Source organism: Vibrio sp. Vb2131 (assembly GCF_033338535.1).
GTDB classification, from domain to species: Bacteria; Pseudomonadota; Gammaproteobacteria; order Enterobacterales; family Vibrionaceae; genus Vibrio; species Vibrio alginolyticus.
In genome coordinates this window covers 150,376-168,954 of record NZ_JAWOSW010000009.1, presented here as the reverse complement: position 1 = coordinate 168,954, position 18,579 = coordinate 150,376, and the positions used below count along the sequence as shown (strand labels likewise).

17 protein-coding genes are annotated in these 18,579 nt (G+C 45.2%); 14 read left to right on the top strand and 3 right to left on the bottom strand.

Annotated features, from left to right (window positions below):
- Positions 1 to 72 precede the first annotated feature (72 nt).
- The 11 genes from lptE (at position 73) to lipA (ending at position 9,880) form a co-directional block, all read left to right on the top strand.
- Positions 73 to 612, top strand: coding sequence for an LPS assembly lipoprotein LptE (lptE, locus tag R7E38_RS12150; protein ID WP_005384122.1), 540 nt, complete (start codon positions 73 to 75; stop codon positions 610 to 612).
- A 5-nt stretch (positions 613 to 617) separates the two neighbouring features.
- On the top strand, positions 618 to 1,637 hold the full coding sequence (gene holA, locus R7E38_RS12145) for a DNA polymerase III subunit delta (RefSeq protein WP_226084103.1): 1,020 nt from the start codon (positions 618 to 620) through the stop codon (positions 1,635 to 1,637).
- An 88-nt stretch (positions 1,638 to 1,725) separates the two neighbouring features.
- Complete coding sequence (rsfS, locus tag R7E38_RS12140) at positions 1,726 to 2,043, top strand: ribosome silencing factor (RefSeq protein ID WP_005373015.1); 318 nt, start codon at positions 1,726 to 1,728, stop codon at positions 2,041 to 2,043.
- 4 nt (positions 2,044 to 2,047) lie between these two features.
- Positions 2,048 to 2,518 carry a 23S rRNA (pseudouridine(1915)-N(3))-methyltransferase RlmH gene (gene rlmH / locus R7E38_RS12135; protein WP_017821762.1) on the top strand — a complete coding sequence of 157 codons (471 nt, stop codon included), beginning with the start codon at positions 2,048 to 2,050 and terminating at the stop codon, positions 2,516 to 2,518.
- A gap of 29 nt (positions 2,519 to 2,547) precedes the next feature.
- The gene (gene mrdA, locus R7E38_RS12130; RefSeq protein WP_042521231.1) at positions 2,548 to 4,464 is read left to right on the top strand and encodes a penicillin-binding protein 2; all 1,917 of its coding nucleotides are present in this window, start codon (positions 2,548 to 2,550) and stop codon (positions 4,462 to 4,464) included.
- Positions 4,464 to 5,585: a rod shape-determining protein RodA gene (gene rodA, locus R7E38_RS12125; RefSeq protein ID WP_005373004.1), complete on the top strand. Its 1,122-nt coding sequence runs from the start codon at positions 4,464 to 4,466 to the stop codon at positions 5,583 to 5,585. The genes mrdA and rodA overlap by 1 nt, the downstream gene beginning before the upstream one ends.
- 2 nt (positions 5,586 to 5,587) lie before the next feature.
- Entirely contained in the window at positions 5,588 to 6,391 is an 804-nt protein-coding gene (locus R7E38_RS12120; protein WP_005384131.1) for a septal ring lytic transglycosylase RlpA family protein, read from the top strand.
- Between the two features lie 91 nt (positions 6,392 to 6,482).
- Positions 6,483 to 7,661 (top strand): serine hydrolase, encoded by a 1,179-nt coding sequence (locus tag R7E38_RS12115; RefSeq protein WP_042521229.1) that lies wholly within the window; start codon positions 6,483 to 6,485, stop codon positions 7,659 to 7,661.
- Between the two features lie 139 nt (positions 7,662 to 7,800).
- Positions 7,801 to 8,079 carry a DUF493 family protein YbeD gene (gene ybeD / locus R7E38_RS12110; protein ID WP_005384135.1) on the top strand — a complete coding sequence of 93 codons (279 nt, stop codon included), beginning with the start codon at positions 7,801 to 7,803 and terminating at the stop codon, positions 8,077 to 8,079.
- Between the two features lie 176 nt (positions 8,080 to 8,255).
- Complete coding sequence (gene lipB, locus R7E38_RS12105; RefSeq protein WP_005384137.1) at positions 8,256 to 8,918, top strand: lipoyl(octanoyl) transferase LipB; 663 nt, start codon at positions 8,256 to 8,258, stop codon at positions 8,916 to 8,918.
- Entirely contained in the window at positions 8,915 to 9,880 is a 966-nt protein-coding gene (gene lipA / locus R7E38_RS12100) for a lipoyl synthase (protein WP_005391329.1), read from the top strand. The genes lipB and lipA overlap by 4 nt, the downstream gene beginning before the upstream one ends.
- 461 nt (positions 9,881 to 10,341) lie before the next feature.
- Here the strand turns inward: lipA and glyA are convergent, their stop codons facing one another.
- Entirely contained in the window at positions 10,342 to 11,592 is a 1,251-nt protein-coding gene (gene glyA, locus R7E38_RS12095; RefSeq protein ID WP_005381985.1) for a serine hydroxymethyltransferase, read from the bottom strand.
- 347 nt (positions 11,593 to 11,939) lie between these two features.
- Here glyA and R7E38_RS12090 point away from each other — a divergent pair, with 347 nt between their 5' ends.
- From R7E38_RS12090 to R7E38_RS12080, 3 genes are all read left to right on the top strand, one after another.
- Complete coding sequence (locus R7E38_RS12090; RefSeq protein WP_213964612.1) at positions 11,940 to 12,542, top strand: YitT family protein; 603 nt, start codon at positions 11,940 to 11,942, stop codon at positions 12,540 to 12,542.
- 90 nt (positions 12,543 to 12,632) lie between these two features.
- Complete coding sequence (locus tag R7E38_RS12085) at positions 12,633 to 14,153, top strand: transcriptional regulator (protein WP_226083967.1); 1,521 nt, start codon at positions 12,633 to 12,635, stop codon at positions 14,151 to 14,153.
- 131 nt (positions 14,154 to 14,284) lie between these two features.
- A complete protein-coding gene (locus tag R7E38_RS12080; protein WP_226083964.1) occupies positions 14,285 to 15,184 on the top strand; it encodes a hypothetical protein in 900 nt (299 codons plus the stop codon).
- 99 nt (positions 15,185 to 15,283) lie between these two features.
- Here the strand turns inward: R7E38_RS12080 and treC are convergent, their stop codons facing one another.
- Together treC and treB are read right to left on the bottom strand one after the other, a co-directional pair.
- The gene (treC, locus tag R7E38_RS12075; RefSeq protein WP_065274236.1) at positions 15,284 to 16,969 is read right to left on the bottom strand and encodes an alpha,alpha-phosphotrehalase; all 1,686 of its coding nucleotides are present in this window, start codon (positions 16,967 to 16,969) and stop codon (positions 15,284 to 15,286) included.
- Positions 16,970 to 17,056: 87 nt separating this feature from the next.
- On the bottom strand, positions 17,057 to 18,481 hold the full coding sequence (treB, locus tag R7E38_RS12070; RefSeq protein WP_005381959.1) for a PTS trehalose transporter subunit IIBC: 1,425 nt from the start codon (positions 18,479 to 18,481) through the stop codon (positions 17,057 to 17,059).
- Positions 18,482 to 18,579: the final 98 nt, after the last annotated feature.

The following is an 18,579-nucleotide window of genomic DNA, read 5'->3' as shown; positions in this document are numbered from 1 at the left end:
TTATTTACCTCAAACCATTCACATGAGTGGTTTAAGGTAAATAACCCCTTCAATTTAGGATGAATACAATCAATGCGCTTTTTCTCTTTGATTAAACTACCAGTGGTATTGGTATTAGCGGGGCTTCTTTCTGCCTGTGGTTTTCACCTTCGCGGCGAGTATTCCGTACCGGAAGAGCTGCACACTATGTCTTTCTCCAGCTACGATGAATACAGTGAATTAACTCGCTATGTTCGCTCTCAACTCGAACTGAACAAAGTTGAACTTGTTCAACCATCATCGACGGTACCCAACCTTCATTTGACGGAAGCGACAATCGATGAGCGTACACTATCGCTTTATCAAAATAGCCGTGCAGCAGAAAAAGAGCTGACATACGTAGTAAAATACCGTGTGACAATTCCTGGCTATGGTTCTAAAAACTTTACGACAACAGTAAACCGCAACTACCTAGACAACCCGTTGACCGCACTTGCAAAATCTGTTGAGCGTGACGTAATTGAAGACGAGATGCGCTTGCAAGCTGCAAAACAGATGATGCGCCAGTTGGGCCGTATTCGTGCCGAATATGAAGCAGGACAAATCTCTGAGCCAGCGAACAAAAACTCTTAGTCACTATGCGAATTTATGCCGATAAGCTAACGGATCATTTAACTAAACAAATTAAACAGGTTTACTTAATCTTTGGTAATGAGCCGTTACTGATTCAAGAAAGCCGCCAAGCAATCCAAAAGGCAGCGTTTCAGCAAGGTTTTGAGGAAAAACACCGTTTTTCGGTGGATGCTAGCATCGACTGGAACCAAGTTTACGACTGTTTCCAAGCGATGAGCCTGTTTTCAAACCGTCAATTGATTGAGCTTGAAATTCCTGAAAGTGGCGTAACAACCGCCGTCAGCAAAGAGCTGCAAACACTGTGTGATATGCTTCATGATGACATCATGCTCGTCATTGTTGGTAGCAAACTGACCAAAGCCCAAGAAAATGCGAAATGGTTCAAAGCATTAAGCTCAAAAGGCGATTGGGTAAGCTGCTTGTCGCCAGACCTTCAACGCCTACCTGTGTTCATTCAGACACGTTGCCGCACGTTGGGACTAAAACCCGATCAGCAATCACTGCAAATGTTGGCTCAATGGCATGAAGGTAACCTATTTGCATTGACACAAAGCTTAGAGAAATTGGCCCTACTCTATCCGGATGGTGAGCTGACCATCATACGTTTAGAGGAAGCCCTAAGTCGCCATAATCACTTCACTACCTTTAACTGGATCGACGCCTTACTGGCAGGTAAAGCAAACCGTGCACAACGCATTCTTCGCCAACTTGAGGCGGAAGGGGTTGAGACCGTGATCTTGATTCGAAGTGTACAAAAAGAGTTGAGCCAACTTTTAAATATGCATCAAGACTTAACTCAAATGGGAATGAACCAGGTATTTGAGAAATATCGAGTTTGGCAAAACAAGCGTCCACTCTATAACGCAGCACTGACCCGCTTATCGGCGAGTCGTATTTGTGCATTGCTCTCCTTGTTGGCTCAAGCAGAGATAAAAGCCAAAACTCAATATGACGAGTCTGTATGGCCAACTATTCATCAGTTGAGCTTAGAAACCTGCTCTCCTGATATTAAGCTGGCAATTTAAAAATCAAAGCGTGATATAGTGCGCGACCTGTTTTGCAAGCAAGAATGTAAAACACTGTAGAGATAAGAGACAAACCGAGGAAAACCGAGTGCTTCGCGAAGAACTGAAAGACTTTTTAGCTGATAAAGCCGACGACATGAAAGCGGAAGACATTATCGTCCTAAATGTGGAAGATAAATCAAGCGTGACAGATTACATGATCATCTGTACTGGTACATCCAAACGCCACGTTTCATCCATCGCTGACCATGTTGCAACAGAAGTGAAAAAAGCCGGTCTTGAGCCACTAGGAATGGAAGGTGAAAACGAAGGTGAATGGGTAGTCCTAGATATGGGCGACGCCATGCTTCACGTGATGCAAGAAGAGCACCGCGAACTCTACCAGCTAGAAAAACTCTGGGGTTAATCTTTTGAAAATTCAACTAATTGCTGTTGGCACAAAAATGCCAAAATGGGTTGAGGAAGGCTTTCAAGAATATCGTCGCCGTTTCCCGCATGATATGCCGTTGGAGTTGATTGAAATCTCTGCTGGCAAGCGTGGTAAGAATGCCGATATCGCTCGCATCCTGCAAAAAGAAGGAGAAGCGATGCTCGCGGCGGTACCAAAAGGCAACCGTATCGTCACGTTAGATATCCCAGGTAAAAAATGGGACACTCCTCAACTCGCTGAGCAGTTAGAAGCTTGGAAATTAGATGGCCGTGATGTATCAATATTAATCGGCGGTCCCGAAGGACTCGCTCCTGCATGCAAAGCTGCAGCAGACCAAAGCTGGTCATTATCTGCCTTAACGCTACCCCACCCTCTAGTGCGTATCGTAATGGCAGAAAGCTTATACCGAGCGTGGAGCATCACCGCTAACCACCCTTATCATCGCGAATAATCGTTGTTTAACTTTAGAGCCAAGCGTTAATGATTCGTAAACGCCGCAGTCAAATCCGAGATTATCAAGCCGAAGCGCGTCTGTTTGCCAGCCGCGCTATTGTTGCTTTTATCGGCATTGTTGTCTTGATGGGAGCTCTGGTTGCCAACATGTACAACATTCAGGTGAACCAGTTTCAAGACTATCAAACCCGCTCGAACGATAACCGCATCAAAGTAGTGCCTATCGCGCCTAACCGAGGTCTAATTTATGACCGAAATGGCGTTTTACTGGCAGAGAACCGTCCCGTCTTTAACTTAGAACTGACCCCAGAAAAAATTAAAGACATTGATGCAACCATCCAAGAGTTACAAACTATTCTGGAAATTACACCAGACCAGATTGAACGTTTCCACCACGAGCGTAAACGGACTCGTCGATTTAAATCGGTCCCACTGCTTACCCAACTGAACGAAAAACAAGTAGCGGTATTCTCCGTCAATCAGTACCGCTTTCCAGGTGTGGAAATAAGTGCGACCTTAAAGCGCTACTACCCTTTCAGCGAAGTCTTAACCCACGTGATTGGGTATGTTTCTCGAATCAATGATCGCGACATGCAGCGCCTGATCCGAGAAGAAAAAGACGCAAACTATCAAGCCACTCGCGACATTGGTAAGCTGGGTATTGAAAAATACTACGAAGACCTCTTACACGGTACAGCCGGATATCAAGAAGTCGAGGTAAACAGCCGCGGCCGAGTAATTCGTACCTTAAAGTACGTTCCACCTGTACCCGGAAAAGACATCGTTTTAAACCTTGATATCAACTTGCAGTTGTACGTACACCAATTATTGGACGGCCGCCGAGGCAGTGCTGTAGTGATCGATCCTAGAGACAACGGCGTACTGGCTATGGTTTCGAGCCCTAGCTACGATCCTAACTCGTTCGTGCACGGAATCTCAGGTAAAGACTATCGCGCCCTTTTGAACGATAAAAACCGTCCTTTGGTCAACCGCACTACACTTGGCATTTACCCCCCTGCGTCTACCATCAAACCATTTATGGCGGTAGCCGCGCTGCAAGAAGGTGTCGTCACACCTAACACCACGCGAAATGATCCTGGTTATTGGCGCATACCAAACTCCAACACTCGCCCATTCCGTGACTGGTTGCGTTGGGGGCACGGACGCGTCGATATCATTAAGTCGATCGAAGAGTCTGTTGATACCTTCTACTATCAAATCGCTTATGACATGGGTATTGACCGTATTTCGAATTGGATGATGATGTTCGGCTTTGGTGATTACACTGGCATCGATATCTACGAAGAAAGTAAGGCGAATATGCCGACTCGTGACTGGAAAATGTCTCGCCATAAAACCCCATGGTATAAAGGTGATACGATCCCTGTGGGTATCGGCCAAGGATATTGGACAGCAACACCAATGCAAATCGCCAAAGCAACCTCCGTATTAGTAAACGAGGGAGAAGTGATCGCACCTCACTTGCTCAAAGCGACGATAGAAAATGGTAACGACTTCGAAGAGCAAAAAACGACAGAATACGTGACTTACCCACCAATCAAGAATGTGCCTAAAAAGTACTGGGATATGGCGAAAGAAGGCATGCGTCGGGTAAACCATGGCACGCGCGGAACAGCTCGCCGCTCATTCTACAAAATGAATTATGAAACAGCGGGTAAATCAGGTACTGCACAGGTCTTCGGTCTGGGTGAAAACGAAGAATACAACGCCGATGAGATCGCCGAGCACTTACGTGACCATGCGTTATTTACTGGCTTTGCACCATTTGATGATCCTAAAGTGGTCGTCACTGTAGTACTAGAAAATGCCGGTGGTGGTTCTAGTAACGGTGCCCCAGTAGTAAGGAAAATTTTTGACCGAGTCGTTCTTGGTCCAGAAGAAATTGAGCCTGAAAACAATGCGAAGAAAGAGGTAAAACAGTAATGAAGATGGATCCCTCTACAGGTAAAAATCGCGCCCTGTTTGAACGCTTCCATATCGACTTACCACTCCTACTTGGCATACTGGCCCTGATGGGGTTTGGCCTGGTGATCATGTACAGCGCCAGTGGCCAAAGTTTACTGATGATGGATCGCCAAGCCATGCGAATGGTGCTTTCACTCGTTGTGATGCTCGTCCTTGCACAGCTTTCTCCACGAACTTACGAAAGCTTGGCACCTTTGATGTTCGTTGGTGGCGTTATACTACTTTTCGGCGTGCTGTTTTTCGGTGAAGCATCGAAAGGCGCGCAGCGTTGGCTTAACCTCGGTTTTGTGCGCTTTCAACCGTCAGAGCTATTGAAGCTCGCAGTGCCATTAATGGTGGCTCGCTATGTCGGTAGACAGCCCCTTCCACCAACGCTAAAAACACTCATTGTTGCACTGATTATGGTCTGCTTACCAACCATTCTCATTGCAAAGCAGCCTGACTTAGGTACCTCAATCCTGATCGCGGCTTCCGGTATTTTTGTTATCTTCCTCGCCGGCATTAGCTGGAAAATAATTGCTGGTGCTGCGATTGCATTAGGTGGTTTCATTCCAATTCTGTGGTTTTTCTTGATGCGAGAGTATCAAAAAGTGCGAGTTCGTACTCTATTTAACCCGGAGTCTGATCCGCTAGGAGCGGGCTACCACATTATTCAGAGTAAAATTGCGATTGGCTCCGGCGGTATTTCCGGCAAAGGTTGGTTGCAAGGTACGCAGTCACAACTAGAATTTCTTCCTGAACGACACACTGACTTTATCTTTGCAGTAATTGCTGAAGAATGGGGTATGATTGGCTTCCTTTGCCTTTTAGCCATCTATCTATTTATTATTGGACGAGGTTTATATCTCGCCAGCCAAGCGCAAACCGCATTTGGACGAATGATGGCAGGCAGTATTGTACTCAGCTTCTTCGTGTATATTTTTGTAAATATTGGCATGGTAAGTGGCATCCTACCTGTAGTAGGTGTACCGTTGCCACTCATCAGTTATGGCGGCACATCAATGGTAACCTTGATGGCTGGTTTTGGTATTCTGATGTCGATTCATACGCACCGAAAAGCATTCTCTAAGGCGACCTAGACATGCAAAAACGCGCTTTATATTCCTTGGTTTTCTCTGCTCTTATTTTGGCAGGCTGTTCATCAACTAGCCAAAAAGAACAAGAAGGCCGTTACGAACTCGAATCCGATGTTGCACCGGATACACCGCTTTCAGTCGAACACATCGAGGATGCGCATCCTAAATATGAACCGTACAGCCTAGGTGGGAACAAAGATTACCACTTGCGTGGCAAAGACTACAAAATAGTTCGCAATGCGAAAGGCTTTAAAGAAAAAGGCCGCGCATCTTGGTATGGGAAAAAATTCCAAGGTCATTTGACTTCTAATGGCGAAATCTATGACATGTACTCAATGACGGCAGCGCATAAAACGCTACCGTTACCAAGTTACGTAAAAGTTACCAATACTGACAACGGCAAAACCACCGTAGTACGAGTTAATGACCGAGGTCCTTTTCACGATGGTCGTATCATTGATTTAAGCTATGCCGCCGCACACAAGTTAGATGTCATAAAAACAGGCACCGCGAACGTGGAAATTGAAGTGATCAGTATCAATCAGCCCACGGACAAAAAGTCATTAGAAGCGCACCCTAGGTACGTTATTCAAGTGGCATCATCAAAAAATGAAGAACGCGCGCGAACTTTAGGTACCGAGCTTGGTCAAAAATTGGATACAGAAACTTTCCTAGAGAGTGCGAAAGAGTCTTATCGCTTGTTGTTAGGGCCATTTACTGACTATTCCCTGACGCAAGCCACATTAGATAAAGTAAAGTTGCTCGGCTATTCGTCTGCATTTATTAAAAAACACAACACTGCCAAATGACCTCGTGTCATGAATTTCTCTTTGATCCCCCTCTTACATAACTAGGGATTCTGATAAGATGTCTGCAGTTAACCCAAAAATTTGAATTACCATGAATAAAAATAAGTTTGTGAAATCTATTCTCGTTTCTTCGGTTGCCCTTTCTGCAACTTTCGCTCAATCTGCTCTTGCATCACCTATCGTTGTTCCAGATGCCCCTCAAATCGCGGCGAAGGGCTACGTGCTGATGGATTACCATTCAGGTAAAGTACTGGCAGAGAAAGAGATGAACACAAAATTGTCTCCAGCTAGTCTGACTAAGATGATGACCAGCTATGTAATCGGCCAAGAGCTAGCGCGTGGTAATATCTCAGAAGATGATGATGTCACCATCAGTAAAAATGCGTGGGCGAAAAACTTCCCTGATTCATCAAAGATGTTCATTGAAGTAGGCACAACAGTTAAAGTACGTGACCTGAACCGAGGTATCATCGTCCAGTCAGGTAACGATGCCTGTGTTGCGATGGCAGAACATATTGCAGGTTCAGAAGATGCGTTTGTTGACCTAATGAACGCTTGGGCCAACACATTGGGTATGACTAACTCGCACTTTGCCAACGTTCATGGCTTAGATAACGCAGAATTGTACTCAACACCATACGACATGGCACTGCTAGGTAAAGCACTTATCCGTGACGTACCAAATGAGTACCGAGTGTACTCAGAGAAGAAATTTACTTACAACGGCATCACCCAATACAACCGTAACGGTCTACTTTGGGATAAGAGCATGAACGTTGACGGCATCAAAACGGGTCACACAAGTAATGCGGGTTACAGCCTAGTAAGTTCAGCAACTGAAGGTCAAATGCGCTTGGTTGCGGTCGTTATGGGTACTAAAGATGCCAATGCTCGTAAGTCAGAAAGCAAAAAGCTGCTAAGCTACGGCTTCCGTTTCTTCGAAACAGTGGCACCGCACAAAGCAGGTGAAACGTTCGTAGAAGAAAAAGTGTGGATGGGTAACAAAGACACCGTAGCACTGGGTCTTGACCAAGATACTTACGTAACACTACCGCGTGGTGAAGCGAAAAACCTAAAAGCAAGCTTCGTCCTTGAAAAAGAGCTAGAAGCCCCAATTAATAAAGGTGATGTAGTTGGTAAGCTATACTATCAGATCGATGGTGAAGATATTGCCGAGTACCCACTAATGGCACTAGAAACCGTAGATCAAGGTAGTCTATTTAGCCGCATGTGGGATTACATCGTATTGTTATTCAAGAGCTTCTTCTAAAAAGAACATTAGAGTAGCAAACTTATTCGCAAAGCCGCCTGAATGGGCGGCTTTTTAAGTTTGAGCTCCTCGTCTTGAGTTCCCCCTAATTTGACTGTACTATTTCGCACCGCAACGAATATCTACTGGAGTTATCGATATGCTAACCATCAACTCTGATGCAAAATTAAAAGACCTGCTTGAGTTCCCTTGTTCATTTACTTACAAGGTAATGGGTCATGCAAAGCCTGAACTTCCAGAGCTTGTTCTTGAAGTTATTCAGCGCCATGCTCCAGGTGACTACAGCCCGACCGTTAAACCAAGTGCTAAGGGCAACTACCACTCTGTGTCAATCAACATTACTGCAACCTCTATCGAGCAGGTTGAGACACTGTACAAAGAGTTAGGTGAAATTGACATCGTACGCATGGTTCTATAATTTTTTGATATATTAAATTTTTTTTGAAAGCAGCCTTGGCTGCTTTCTTTTTATTTATCAAAGAGATAACGAGGCTTTACATCGCTTTCAGTTAAAAATCTGTTACGCAGCGGTAGAGCATCAGGGTTATCCGGTTTATAATCCAAAAACTTTATATATTAGCAACAGGAATTCCCATGCAACACCAACTTGTTGTAAAACGACTTGGCCGCCAAGACTATGAGCCTGTATGGAAGGCGATGCATGAGTTCACCGACCAACGCACAGAAGAAACCCGTGATGAAGTCTGGTTGGTAGAACATAACCCAGTATTTACGCAAGGACAGGCAGGTAAAGCTGAGCACTTGATTAACACTGGCGATATTCCTGTTGTACAAAGTGATCGCGGAGGCCAGGTTACGTATCATGGCCCTGGTCAGTTGGTCGCCTACTTCTTGATCAACCTACGCCGTAAAAAATTAGGTGTACGAGATCTCGTTACCACAATCGAGAACCTCGTGATCAACACGCTAAAAGCATACAATATTGACTCAGCCGCGCGACCTGACGCACCAGGTGTCTACGTTGCCGGTAAGAAAATATGCTCTCTCGGTTTACGCATTCGTAAAGGATGCTCGTTTCATGGTTTAGCCTTGAACGTAAATATGGATTTAACACCGTTTCTGCGTATTAACCCTTGTGGTTATGAAGGTATGGAAATGGTTCAGGTCAGCCAATTTGGCGGCCCAGACAATGTAGAAGCCGTAGAAAAACAATTAATAGAAGAACTCGTTACTTTGCTCGATTATGAGCAAGTAGAATTCAGCACAGAAGCACCTTCTCAAGGTAATAAAGCATGAGCAAACCAATCCAGATGGAAAAAGGCGTTAAATATCGTGACGCCGATAAAATGGCATTGATTCCCGTAAAGAACATGCCTACAGAGCAGAAAGAAGTGCTACGTAAGCCTGATTGGATGAAGATCAAGCTACCAGCCGACAGCCAACGAATTCAAGACATCAAAGCGGCGATGCGTAAGAATAAACTTCACTCCGTATGTGAAGAAGCATCTTGCCCGAACCTAGCGGAATGTTTTAACCACGGTACAGCAACCTTCATGATCTTAGGTGCTATTTGTACTCGTCGTTGTCCTTTCTGTGACGTTGCTCATGGCCGCCCATTACCACCGGAAGCAGAAGAGCCTCAAAAACTGGCGAAAACCATTGCCGATATGAAGCTGAAATACGTAGTAATCACTTCTGTTGACCGTGACGATCTGCGTGACGGCGGTGCACAACACTTTGCCGATTGTAACCGCGAGATCCGTGCGTTAAACCCGCATATTAAGATTGAAACACTGGTTCCTGACTTCCGTGGTCGCATGGATGTAGCGCTTGATCTAATGAAAGACAATCCGCCAGATGTCTTCAACCACAACTTAGAAACCGCGCCACGTCTTTACCGTAAAGCTCGCCCAGGTGCGAACTATAAATGGTCACTTGAGCTTCTTAAGAAGTTCAAAGAGCAGCATCCCGATGTACCGACCAAGTCTGGTTTGATGATGGGCCTTGGTGAAACCAAAGAAGAAATCATCGAAGTACTGAAAGATCTACGCGCACACGGCGTAACGATGCTGACTCTAGGCCAGTACCTAGCGCCAAGCCGTCACCACTTGCCAGTAGAACGTTACGTTCCGCCATCAGAGTTTGACGAGCTAAAAGAAGTTGCACTAGAACTTGGCTTCACGCATGCAGCGTGTGGTCCATTTGTGCGCTCTTCTTACCATGCCGATATGCAAGCTCAAGGTATCGAGATTAAATAAGCTCTCGCTTGTTTTGAAAAGCTTGTTTTGAAGAGAAAAGGTTGGCTCAGTGCCAACCTTTTTTGTATCTGGCAAATGATGATAAAAAGCCATTCTACCACCGTCATTCTGAACAGCGAGGTACGAACGTGATTCAGAATCTGTTTTCAGAATACTGAGGATTTTTAGGGAAACTCTGAGTAAAAGAGTGTGCCTCAACAAGATTCCTGATCTCGCCTCGGCTCGTCGGAATGACGTGGTTTGGATATATTGAAAAGGGACAGTGTTGGTAGCCATCCCCTTATCACACACTCTCGCTATATCTCATTCCAAACGCTAGACAAACAAAAAGGCCCTCAAATGAGGGCCTTTAGTATATCAATGTTCAAAATAGATGAGTCGAGTTCTAGAAGAACACACGGAGTTTGCGCGAGCAAATGAGTATGTTCGACACCGAAATCGACTCACTCTATGAAAAGCAGTTAGGCGTAAACTGGTAGACGCTTACAAATTTCTAGCACTTTCTGTTTTGTCGCTTCGATAACTTCTTCGTTGCCGATGTTATCTAGAACGTCACACATCCAGTTTGCTAGCTCTTTTGCATCTTCTTCAGTGAAGCCACGGCGAGTGATCGCTGGCGTACCTACACGAATGCCAGACGTTACGAATGGGCTGCGTGGGTCATTTGGTACTGAGTTCTTGTTTACAGTGATGTTTGCTGCACCTAGTGCCGCGTCTGCGTCTTTACCAGTGATATCTTTGTCGATTAGGTCAACAAGGAACAAGTGGTTTTCTGTACCGTTAGATACGATTTTGTAGCCACGCTCTTGGAACTGACCAACCATTGCTTTTGCGTTTTTCACTACGCGAGCTTGATAAGCTTTGAACTCTGGCTCCATCGCTTCTTTGAACGCTACTGCTTTACCAGCGATAACGTGCATTAGAGGGCCACCTTGACCACCAGGGAACACTGCTGAGTTCAATTTCTTGTACATATCTTCGCCAGCATTTGACAAGATAAGACCACCGCGAGGACCTGCTAGTGTTTTGTGCGTCGTTGTTGTTACCACGTGAGCATGCGGTACTGGTGTTGGGTATTCACCGGCAGCGATAAGACCAGCTACGTGCGCCATATCAACAAATAAGTAAGCTCCTGCTTTGTCAGCGATTTCACGCATGCGTTTCCAATCAACGATTTGCGAGTAAGCAGAGAAACCACCGATGATCATCTTAGGTTTGTGTTCAAGTGCTAGCTGTTCCATCTCGTCGTAGTTGATTTGACCAGCTTCATCGATACCGTAAGGGATAACGTTGTAGTGCTTACCAGAGAAGTTTACTGGTGAACCGTGAGTTAGGTGACCACCGTGCGCTAGGCTCATGCCTAAAACTGTATCGCCTGGGTTAAGAAGCGCCATGTAAACTGCGCTGTTTGCTTGAGAACCTGAGTGAGGCTGTACGTTAGCGTACTCACAACCAAATAGTTGGCATGCACGCTCAATTGCTAGTGCTTCAGCTTTATCTACGTACTCACAACCGCCGTAGTAACGCTTACCTGGGTAGCCTTCAGCGTATTTGTTCGTTAGCTGAGAACCTTGCGCTTCCATTACACGTGGGCTTGTGTAGTTTTCAGAAGCGATAAGTTCAATGTGTTCTTCCTGGCGAAGAGTTTCTTCCTGGATAGCTGCGAACAGTTCCGCATCGTAATCTGCGATGTTCATATCACGCTTAAGCATCTGTATCTCCTGACTCAGATTAGTACTGAAAGTTGCAAAAAAACTGTTGAATGACCCGACGCAAACGTTTTCGTCACCCTAATGGCGCGCATTCTACATAATTTGATTTAGGTCATAAAGAGAAATTTACAATTTTTCTCATGCAGTTTTTTCATGATGACAAGCAATGTTTATCATGCCAGCATTGCAATCGCATAACGACAATCTATTGCCTGTCAAATTTGTGCTTTACACCCTGTAAAACAGCAATTACATAGGTTTACCGTAAATTTTACCCTCTAGCTACCGAAAAGATCATCTTTTTACTACTATGCACGCCTTATTTATCACTAATGACTGCAACATTGATGGAAAAACACTCATTAAAAGAAGACTGGATAGCGATTCTCACGGGTACCTTTTTAGTAGCTCAAGGCGTTTTCTTTCTCCAATCCGCGAACCTTCTAACAGGAGGCACGACTGGATTGGCTCTGCTTATTAGCCAATTTACACCTTTTACCTTTGGTGTGCTGTACTTTTTAGCAAACAGTCCTTTTTACTTACTAGCATGGAAACGCTTCGGCCGTCATTTCGCCATTAATAGTGCCATTTCTGGCGCGTTGGTTTCTATCTTTGCCGATCATCTTTATTTGCTAATCTCGCTCGAATCGGTAAATGAAGTTTATTGCGCCGTCGCAGGCGGGCTTTTAATGGGGCTCGGTATGCTGATCCTATTCCGACATCGCTCCAGCTTAGGTGGCTTTAACGTGCTGTGTTTGTTTATCCAAGACAAATTTGGCATTTCAGTTGGCAAAAGCCAAATGGCAATCGATGCATGTATCCTGTTTTCTTCATTCTTCTTTGTTACACCAGAAGTGATTGGCCTTTCAATTTTGGGGGCGTTTGCACTCAATGTCGTGTTAGCGATGAACCACAAACCGCACCGCTATTCCGTGACCTACGGTTCATAAATTTTTGATAGTGATTGAAGCGCGATTTATAAGATTTCGCGCTCCAATCGCTATATAATACTTCGCGATTTCCAAATAGATCGGTACGGTATGCGCGACTTTCTGCAACAAGCTAAACAGACTCACAGTTGTATTGCGATTGGAGAGCTGATCTATAACCCGAAGACACAGACCCTTCATCAAGATGCTATCGCGATTGATCTTGAACCTCGCACCATTGAATTATTAGAACTGCTGCTAACAAGCGTGGGACATCCGCTCTCTGCCGATACCATTATCGAAACCATTTGGCAGAGCAAATTCATCTCTAAGAATGTGCTCACGAACCGCATTAGCACCTTACGTGCACTGCTACAGCAGTACTTACCCGGATACGATGCCGCTAAGCTTTTAGTCACTTACCCCCGCAAAGGCTACTTTCTTAACCCTGCCAATATTCGTTTAGTGCCACCAGCGAAAAGCCATCGGCGCGTTATCTCAACCCAGGTGGCGAGTAATAAGAACTTCAAGCTGATTTTTGCTTACAGCTTATGTGCCGTACTTGTAGTTTGTAGAGTGACGCTCGCAAGCTTGTTATGGCAACGCCAAGAAATCTCAACACAACAAACACGTCATCAACTACTGATTCCCAAAGTCGAGCTACTACTCAACCGTGTCGATTCAATCGGCTCTCAGGCGCGAAAATACCGCATACTGGTCAAAGCCATCTTGCTGCAACAACAGGTCGAATATCCATACACCGACATCGCCAACCAAGATGCTCCTAGTTACTTTCTTGATCCTATCGGTCATACGCCATATTTCCCTGGCGCACGAAACATGCAGACCAGCGACTACGAGCTCAATATCGAGTTAAAAGACGGCACAAAACAGGGCATCTTGAAAGCGCAGATGAACCTTATTTATCCTGCGACGGGCAAGCTGGCGTTTCGCAATGAGTACACACTGCGTTTATCTGCCTTACAATCGGATATTTTCCAAATGCACTCGGATGTCGCGCAATACTTCAATCTGCCTGCACCTTCGGCAAGTTCGTGGCAGCTTTCGGATATTCACAAAAAAATGTTATTCGAGAATGCCTTTTCTAGCCAACCTCTCCGACAATCTGATGAATTTGCGGCTATAACAACGGCAAGACATCTCGCCTTATACGAGCACGAACATCAAAAGCTGGAAGCGTATTTAACTCAAGTACAATCGTCGTTTGATGTTTTGCCAGATGAGCTGAGCCTCTGGTTAGGTCTATTGCATTTCAAATTAGGTAACTTAGACAGGGCAAAAGCTCTGTTAACGACACCAGATGGCGACTCACGTATCCAAAACGCACTGATTTATACCTTTGTGTCTCACATTGCTTATAAGCAGAACAAACTTGAACAGTTCCGTCTCAACTACATGGAATCACTGGTGGCGCTGCTGCGCGTTTTACCTTCCGAAACCTTGTTTGAGCGTCTTTCTCAATCTGAATCAAAAGAGACTTGCCTCCAACCGTGGAAAACGTTGCATGTTAGTGTGACCGATCAAGAAATCATAAGCCGATGGAAAGCGCTCATTAACGAGTATTGCACTAACGTAGCCAACGAAATAACCCCAAACAAAACAAAGACCTAAATATAAAATTAAGCTTTCATTAACCCCTGTTAGCTTTTGTTTTTTGCCCTTTTTCTCTCACTGAACTTAGCATGCTCGCATTCAAGCAACGGCCCAACATGAAACGGCCTTATCAATCAGGAATGTAAACCATGCTAAACAAAATGACGCTTATCGCAGCAGCAACTCTGGCTCTTTACGGCTGTGGCGGAGGTTCGTCTTCTGGCAGTGCGAATCCAAACAAAATGCCTCAAGAAAGTTTCGACGTCTCGATTCACAACTCAATCTTCGCTCCTGTACCAAACACACAATTGAGCTATTCGTTTAGCTTGGATGGCCAACCAGAGGGCGACATGAAACTGAGCTTCCAAGCGATGGATAGCGAGCAAATATTGGCAGCATTGGCACAAATCCCAAACAGCGAGGCAATGGTCCAGTTGGTTAATGACTTGGTGAACTACGGCGCCGAACAGTTCTACTATTCAGACGAGCAGTACAACGACGACCAAGAGAGCAATACGCTTTACTTTGCAGGATCAGATGGTGCACTCCATGAAATCACTGACGCTTATTTCATTGGTCATCAGTTTATTGCCATGCTTATGCACAGCGGTCCGATTTTCCGCCTAAACGGTGACGACGTAAAAGAGAAAAGCCCGAATATTGACATCGGTGAAGAAACTATGTCTCTGCAAACCACTCTTACAGGCTACGCAGTTCACAACCTTCTAGACCGTTTTGAAGATCATGAGTGGGTACAAAACCTTCCTATGACAGCATCTTGCCAAGTGGTTTGGCAACAGCAAATCCGAGAGACTGGTATGCGTAAAGCGTTCTCGATCTCAGGCAAGAAAATTGAAGCGGCATACCTGATGGAAGAGAACATCTACAACCTAAACTGTGATGATATGGACTCAATGGAGTTCGCCACTTCGGCAGAACGTTGGTTTAATCCGAGCTTAGGTCTGATAGAACAAATTGAACTGCTGAAAGTACAACAAGTACAAATCAACGAAGAGAAAGTGCAGCTAACAGCGATTGAAACAAAATAAGCTCGCATTTTTTATAGATATCTCAATAAAAGAAGGCTTTGGGGAGCACACCAAAGCCTTCATCTCGAACATCAATCTTAGGGGTGATGACACCCGAGTTTATTCTTCTATCAATAAAATACGAGTTTCGTAAGGTCGTAACACTTGATGGTTTGACGCGACTGCGCTCGCTGAGTTTTGATAGTTAGATAGCAAGTTTTTCGCCTTACTCATATCAAAACGTTCTGGCAGAACGCATTCCACCTCTTCAGCGTAGTAGTTATTGATACACAGCAGCGTTTGCTTATCGTTCTGACGAGCGTAAGCGAAAATACGTTTGTGCTCTGGCAGTAAATCTTCATAACGGCCATCGGTGATGACTGGAACCTGTTTACGCAGTTCAATCAGACGCTTGTAAAAGTAGAACACCGAGTTCAAATCGGCAACCGCAGCTTCAGCATTGATTTCAGAGTAATTCTGCGCCACTTCAAGCCACGGCGTTCCCTCAGTAAAGCCCGCGTGTTTTGCACTGTTCCATTGCATTGGTGTACGTGAATTATCACGCGACTTCTGTGCCAAGATCGCCATCATATCGTCATGAGATACACCATCACGGTTGACCATAATGTCGTACATGTTAGTACTTTCAACATCACGATATTGGCTGATTTCGGTATAACCCGGGTTGGTCATGCCGATCTCTTCCCCCTGGTAGACATAAGGCGTACCTTGCATCATGTGTACCGATGCAGCAAGCATCTTGGCAGATTCAACACGGTATTGCTCGTCGTTACCTAATCGGCTCACAACGCGTGGTTGGTCGTGGTTACACCAGAACAGCGCCCCCCACCCTTTGCCATTTAAGCCCGTTTGCCAATGATTGAAGATCTGTTTTAACTGAATGAAATCAAACGGCGCTTTGGTCCATTTTTCACCATTTGGATAATCGACTTTCAGATGATGGAAGTTGAACACCATGGATAGCTCTTTGCCGTCTAGCGAAGAATATTGCTGACAATGCTCTAGTGTGGTGGAAGACATTTCACCCACCGTCACGCTGCCGTATTTTTGAAACACAGATTCGCTGATCTCTTGAAGGTATTCGTGCACACGTGGACCGTCGGTGTAGAAGCGGCGACCATCACCAATATCATCACTTGGAAAATCTTGCTGCTTGGAAATCAGGTTGATAACGTCGAGACGGAAACCATCGACACCTTTGTCTGCCCAGAAGTTGATGACTTCTTTCACTTCTTCACGCACTACTGGGTTTTCCCAGTTTAAGTCCGCTTGCTCTTTAGCAAAAAGGTGCAAATAGTACTGGCCTGTTTTTTCATCCAGCGCCCAAGCGTTACCACCAAACTTAGATTGCCAGTTGTTTGGTTCTACACCATCTACCGGATCTTTCCAAATGTAGTAATCACGGTATGGGCTGTTTTTATCACCCAGTGCGGATTGGAACCACTTGTGTTCTGTCGACGTGTGGTTCACTACAATGTCCATGATAATACGAATGCCCAACTGATGCGCTTCTGCTAGCAAAGTATCGAAATCTTCCATAGTGCCGAACTCAGGGTTGATCGAGTAGTAATCGGATATGTCATAACCGTTGTCGATCATTGGTGATTGGTAAACCGGCGTCAGCCAAATCGCATCCACACCAAGATGCTTAAGATAATCCAGCTTAGAAATGATCCCTTTGATGTCGCCCGTGCCTTTACTGCCACTGTCACAAAAGCTTTTTGGGTAAATTTGATAGATGGTTGCGGTTTTCCACCAGCTCTCATCATGCTTGGTCATAGCCATTTCTAACACTCACTTACCAGTAATCGGAAACTTAAAATTTGAAAAGAAAAATAGGCGGAGGCAGCCAAGTCACTGCCTCAAATAGAATTACGCGTTTGCAGGCTCAAGCTCACCTTTGGCTTGTGCACGCTTATAAAGAATTAACGTTAATGCGGCAGGTACCAGCATTGCGACTAACATAGCCAAAGCAAAAATGCCCCAGAACTGCGGTTGGATAGATAAGATGCCAGGCAAACCGCCCACTCCGATACCGTTCGCCATTACGCCCGCACTACCACAAATAGCAGCAGCACACGCACTACCGATCATTGCGCTCAGCATTGGGAACTTGTATTTCAAGTTGATGCCGTACATCGCCGGCTCAGTCACACCAAGGTAAGCAGAGATAGCTGCAGGCACTGAGATATCACGCTCGCCGTGTTTTTTACTGATGATAATGATGCCGACGACCGCAGACGCTTGAGCAATATTTGAAAGCGCAATCAGAGGCCAAATTGGCGTGCCGCCTAGCTCTTGCATCAGTTGAAGGTCTACCGCGTTGGTTGTGTGGTGAATACCAGTAATGACCAATGGCGCGTATAGGAAGCCGAAGATGGTTGAGCCAATCATTGCGAAGTCACCCGTCATGGCTGCTTTTGCTGCGAAAGCAACGCCGTCACCCAACATACGACCGAATGGACCAATGATAGAGTGCGCAAGAATCACAGACACAATGATTGAGACAAACGGCACGACCACTAGGTAAAGGTAAGACGGAATGATGCGTTTTAAGTTGGTTTCAATAAACGCCAGAGCCATACCAGCAAGCATTGCTGGAATCACTTGCGCCTGATAGCCCACTTTCTCGATGGCGAATAAGCCAAAGTCCCACACTTCAGGTACTTGCTTACCAATTAGGTAAGCGTTCATTAACTGCGGCGAAACCAGCGTGACACCCAATGTGATACCCAAAATCGGAGTACCGCCGAGTTTTTTCACTGTCGACCAACACACGCCAACTGGTAGGAAGAAGAAGATTGCTTCACCAATTAGCCATAGGAAAGAGTGTACCGTTGCCCAAAACTGGCTGATTTCCGTTAGCGTTTGACCATCAAACATCTTGATGTCGCCAATCACGTTACGGAAGCCAAGAATCAGACCACCGGTAATGATCGCAGGTAGCAGTGGTACAAAGATTTCTGCAAGGTGGGAAATACCACGCTCAACGATATTCATGTTTTGACGAGCAGCGTTCTTCGCTTCGTCTTTGCTGGCTTCACTTTTACCCGTCAGTCCGATCAGTACCTTGTAAACTTCATCCACTTCAGTACCGATAACCACTTGGAACTGGCCTGCGTTGGTAAAACAGCCCTTCACCATCGGTAATGCTTCTAACTGTTTCGTATCTGCTTTGTCCGTATCATTTAGAACAAAACGCAAGCGAGTTAAACAGTGACTTACACTGGCAATATTGTCCGGCCCCCCGACCAGCTCAATAAGACGCTCCACGTCTTTACGCGCAATCTTACTCATAACTTTGTCCACCCTGTATTGGATACATTCGATTCATCATTTTGTTTTTATAAATGGGAACATTCCCATTTCTTAATTTTAATATTGCCATTCGAAGA

Coding starts and splice junctions, on each gene's coding strand:
- mrdA (WP_042521231.1), top strand. CDS start 2,548: ATGATTCGTAAACGCCGCAGTCAAATCCGAGATTATCAAGCCGAAGCG.
- lipB (WP_005384137.1), top strand. CDS start 8,256: ATGCAACACCAACTTGTTGTAAAACGACTTGGCCGCCAAGACTATGAG.
- R7E38_RS12090 (WP_213964612.1), top strand. CDS start 11,940: ATGGAAAAACACTCATTAAAAGAAGACTGGATAGCGATTCTCACGGGT.
- glyA (WP_005381985.1), bottom strand. CDS start 11,592: ATGCTTAAGCGTGATATGAACATCGCAGATTACGATGCGGAACTGTTC.
- R7E38_RS12115 (WP_042521229.1), top strand. CDS start 6,483: ATGAATAAAAATAAGTTTGTGAAATCTATTCTCGTTTCTTCGGTTGCC.
- rodA (WP_005373004.1), top strand. CDS start 4,464: ATGAAGATGGATCCCTCTACAGGTAAAAATCGCGCCCTGTTTGAACGC.
- treB (WP_005381959.1), bottom strand. CDS start 18,481: ATGAGTAAGATTGCGCGTAAAGACGTGGAGCGTCTTATTGAGCTGGTC.
- treC (WP_065274236.1), bottom strand. CDS start 16,969: ATGGCTATGACCAAGCATGATGAGAGCTGGTGGAAAACCGCAACCATC.
- ybeD (WP_005384135.1), top strand. CDS start 7,801: ATGCTAACCATCAACTCTGATGCAAAATTAAAAGACCTGCTTGAGTTC.
- lptE (WP_005384122.1), top strand. CDS start 73: ATGCGCTTTTTCTCTTTGATTAAACTACCAGTGGTATTGGTATTAGCG.
- R7E38_RS12120 (WP_005384131.1), top strand. CDS start 5,588: ATGCAAAAACGCGCTTTATATTCCTTGGTTTTCTCTGCTCTTATTTTG.
- R7E38_RS12080 (WP_226083964.1), top strand. CDS start 14,285: ATGCTAAACAAAATGACGCTTATCGCAGCAGCAACTCTGGCTCTTTAC.
- holA (WP_226084103.1), top strand. CDS start 618: ATGCGAATTTATGCCGATAAGCTAACGGATCATTTAACTAAACAAATT.
- lipA (WP_005391329.1), top strand. CDS start 8,915: ATGAGCAAACCAATCCAGATGGAAAAAGGCGTTAAATATCGTGACGCC.
- R7E38_RS12085 (WP_226083967.1), top strand. CDS start 12,633: ATGCGCGACTTTCTGCAACAAGCTAAACAGACTCACAGTTGTATTGCG.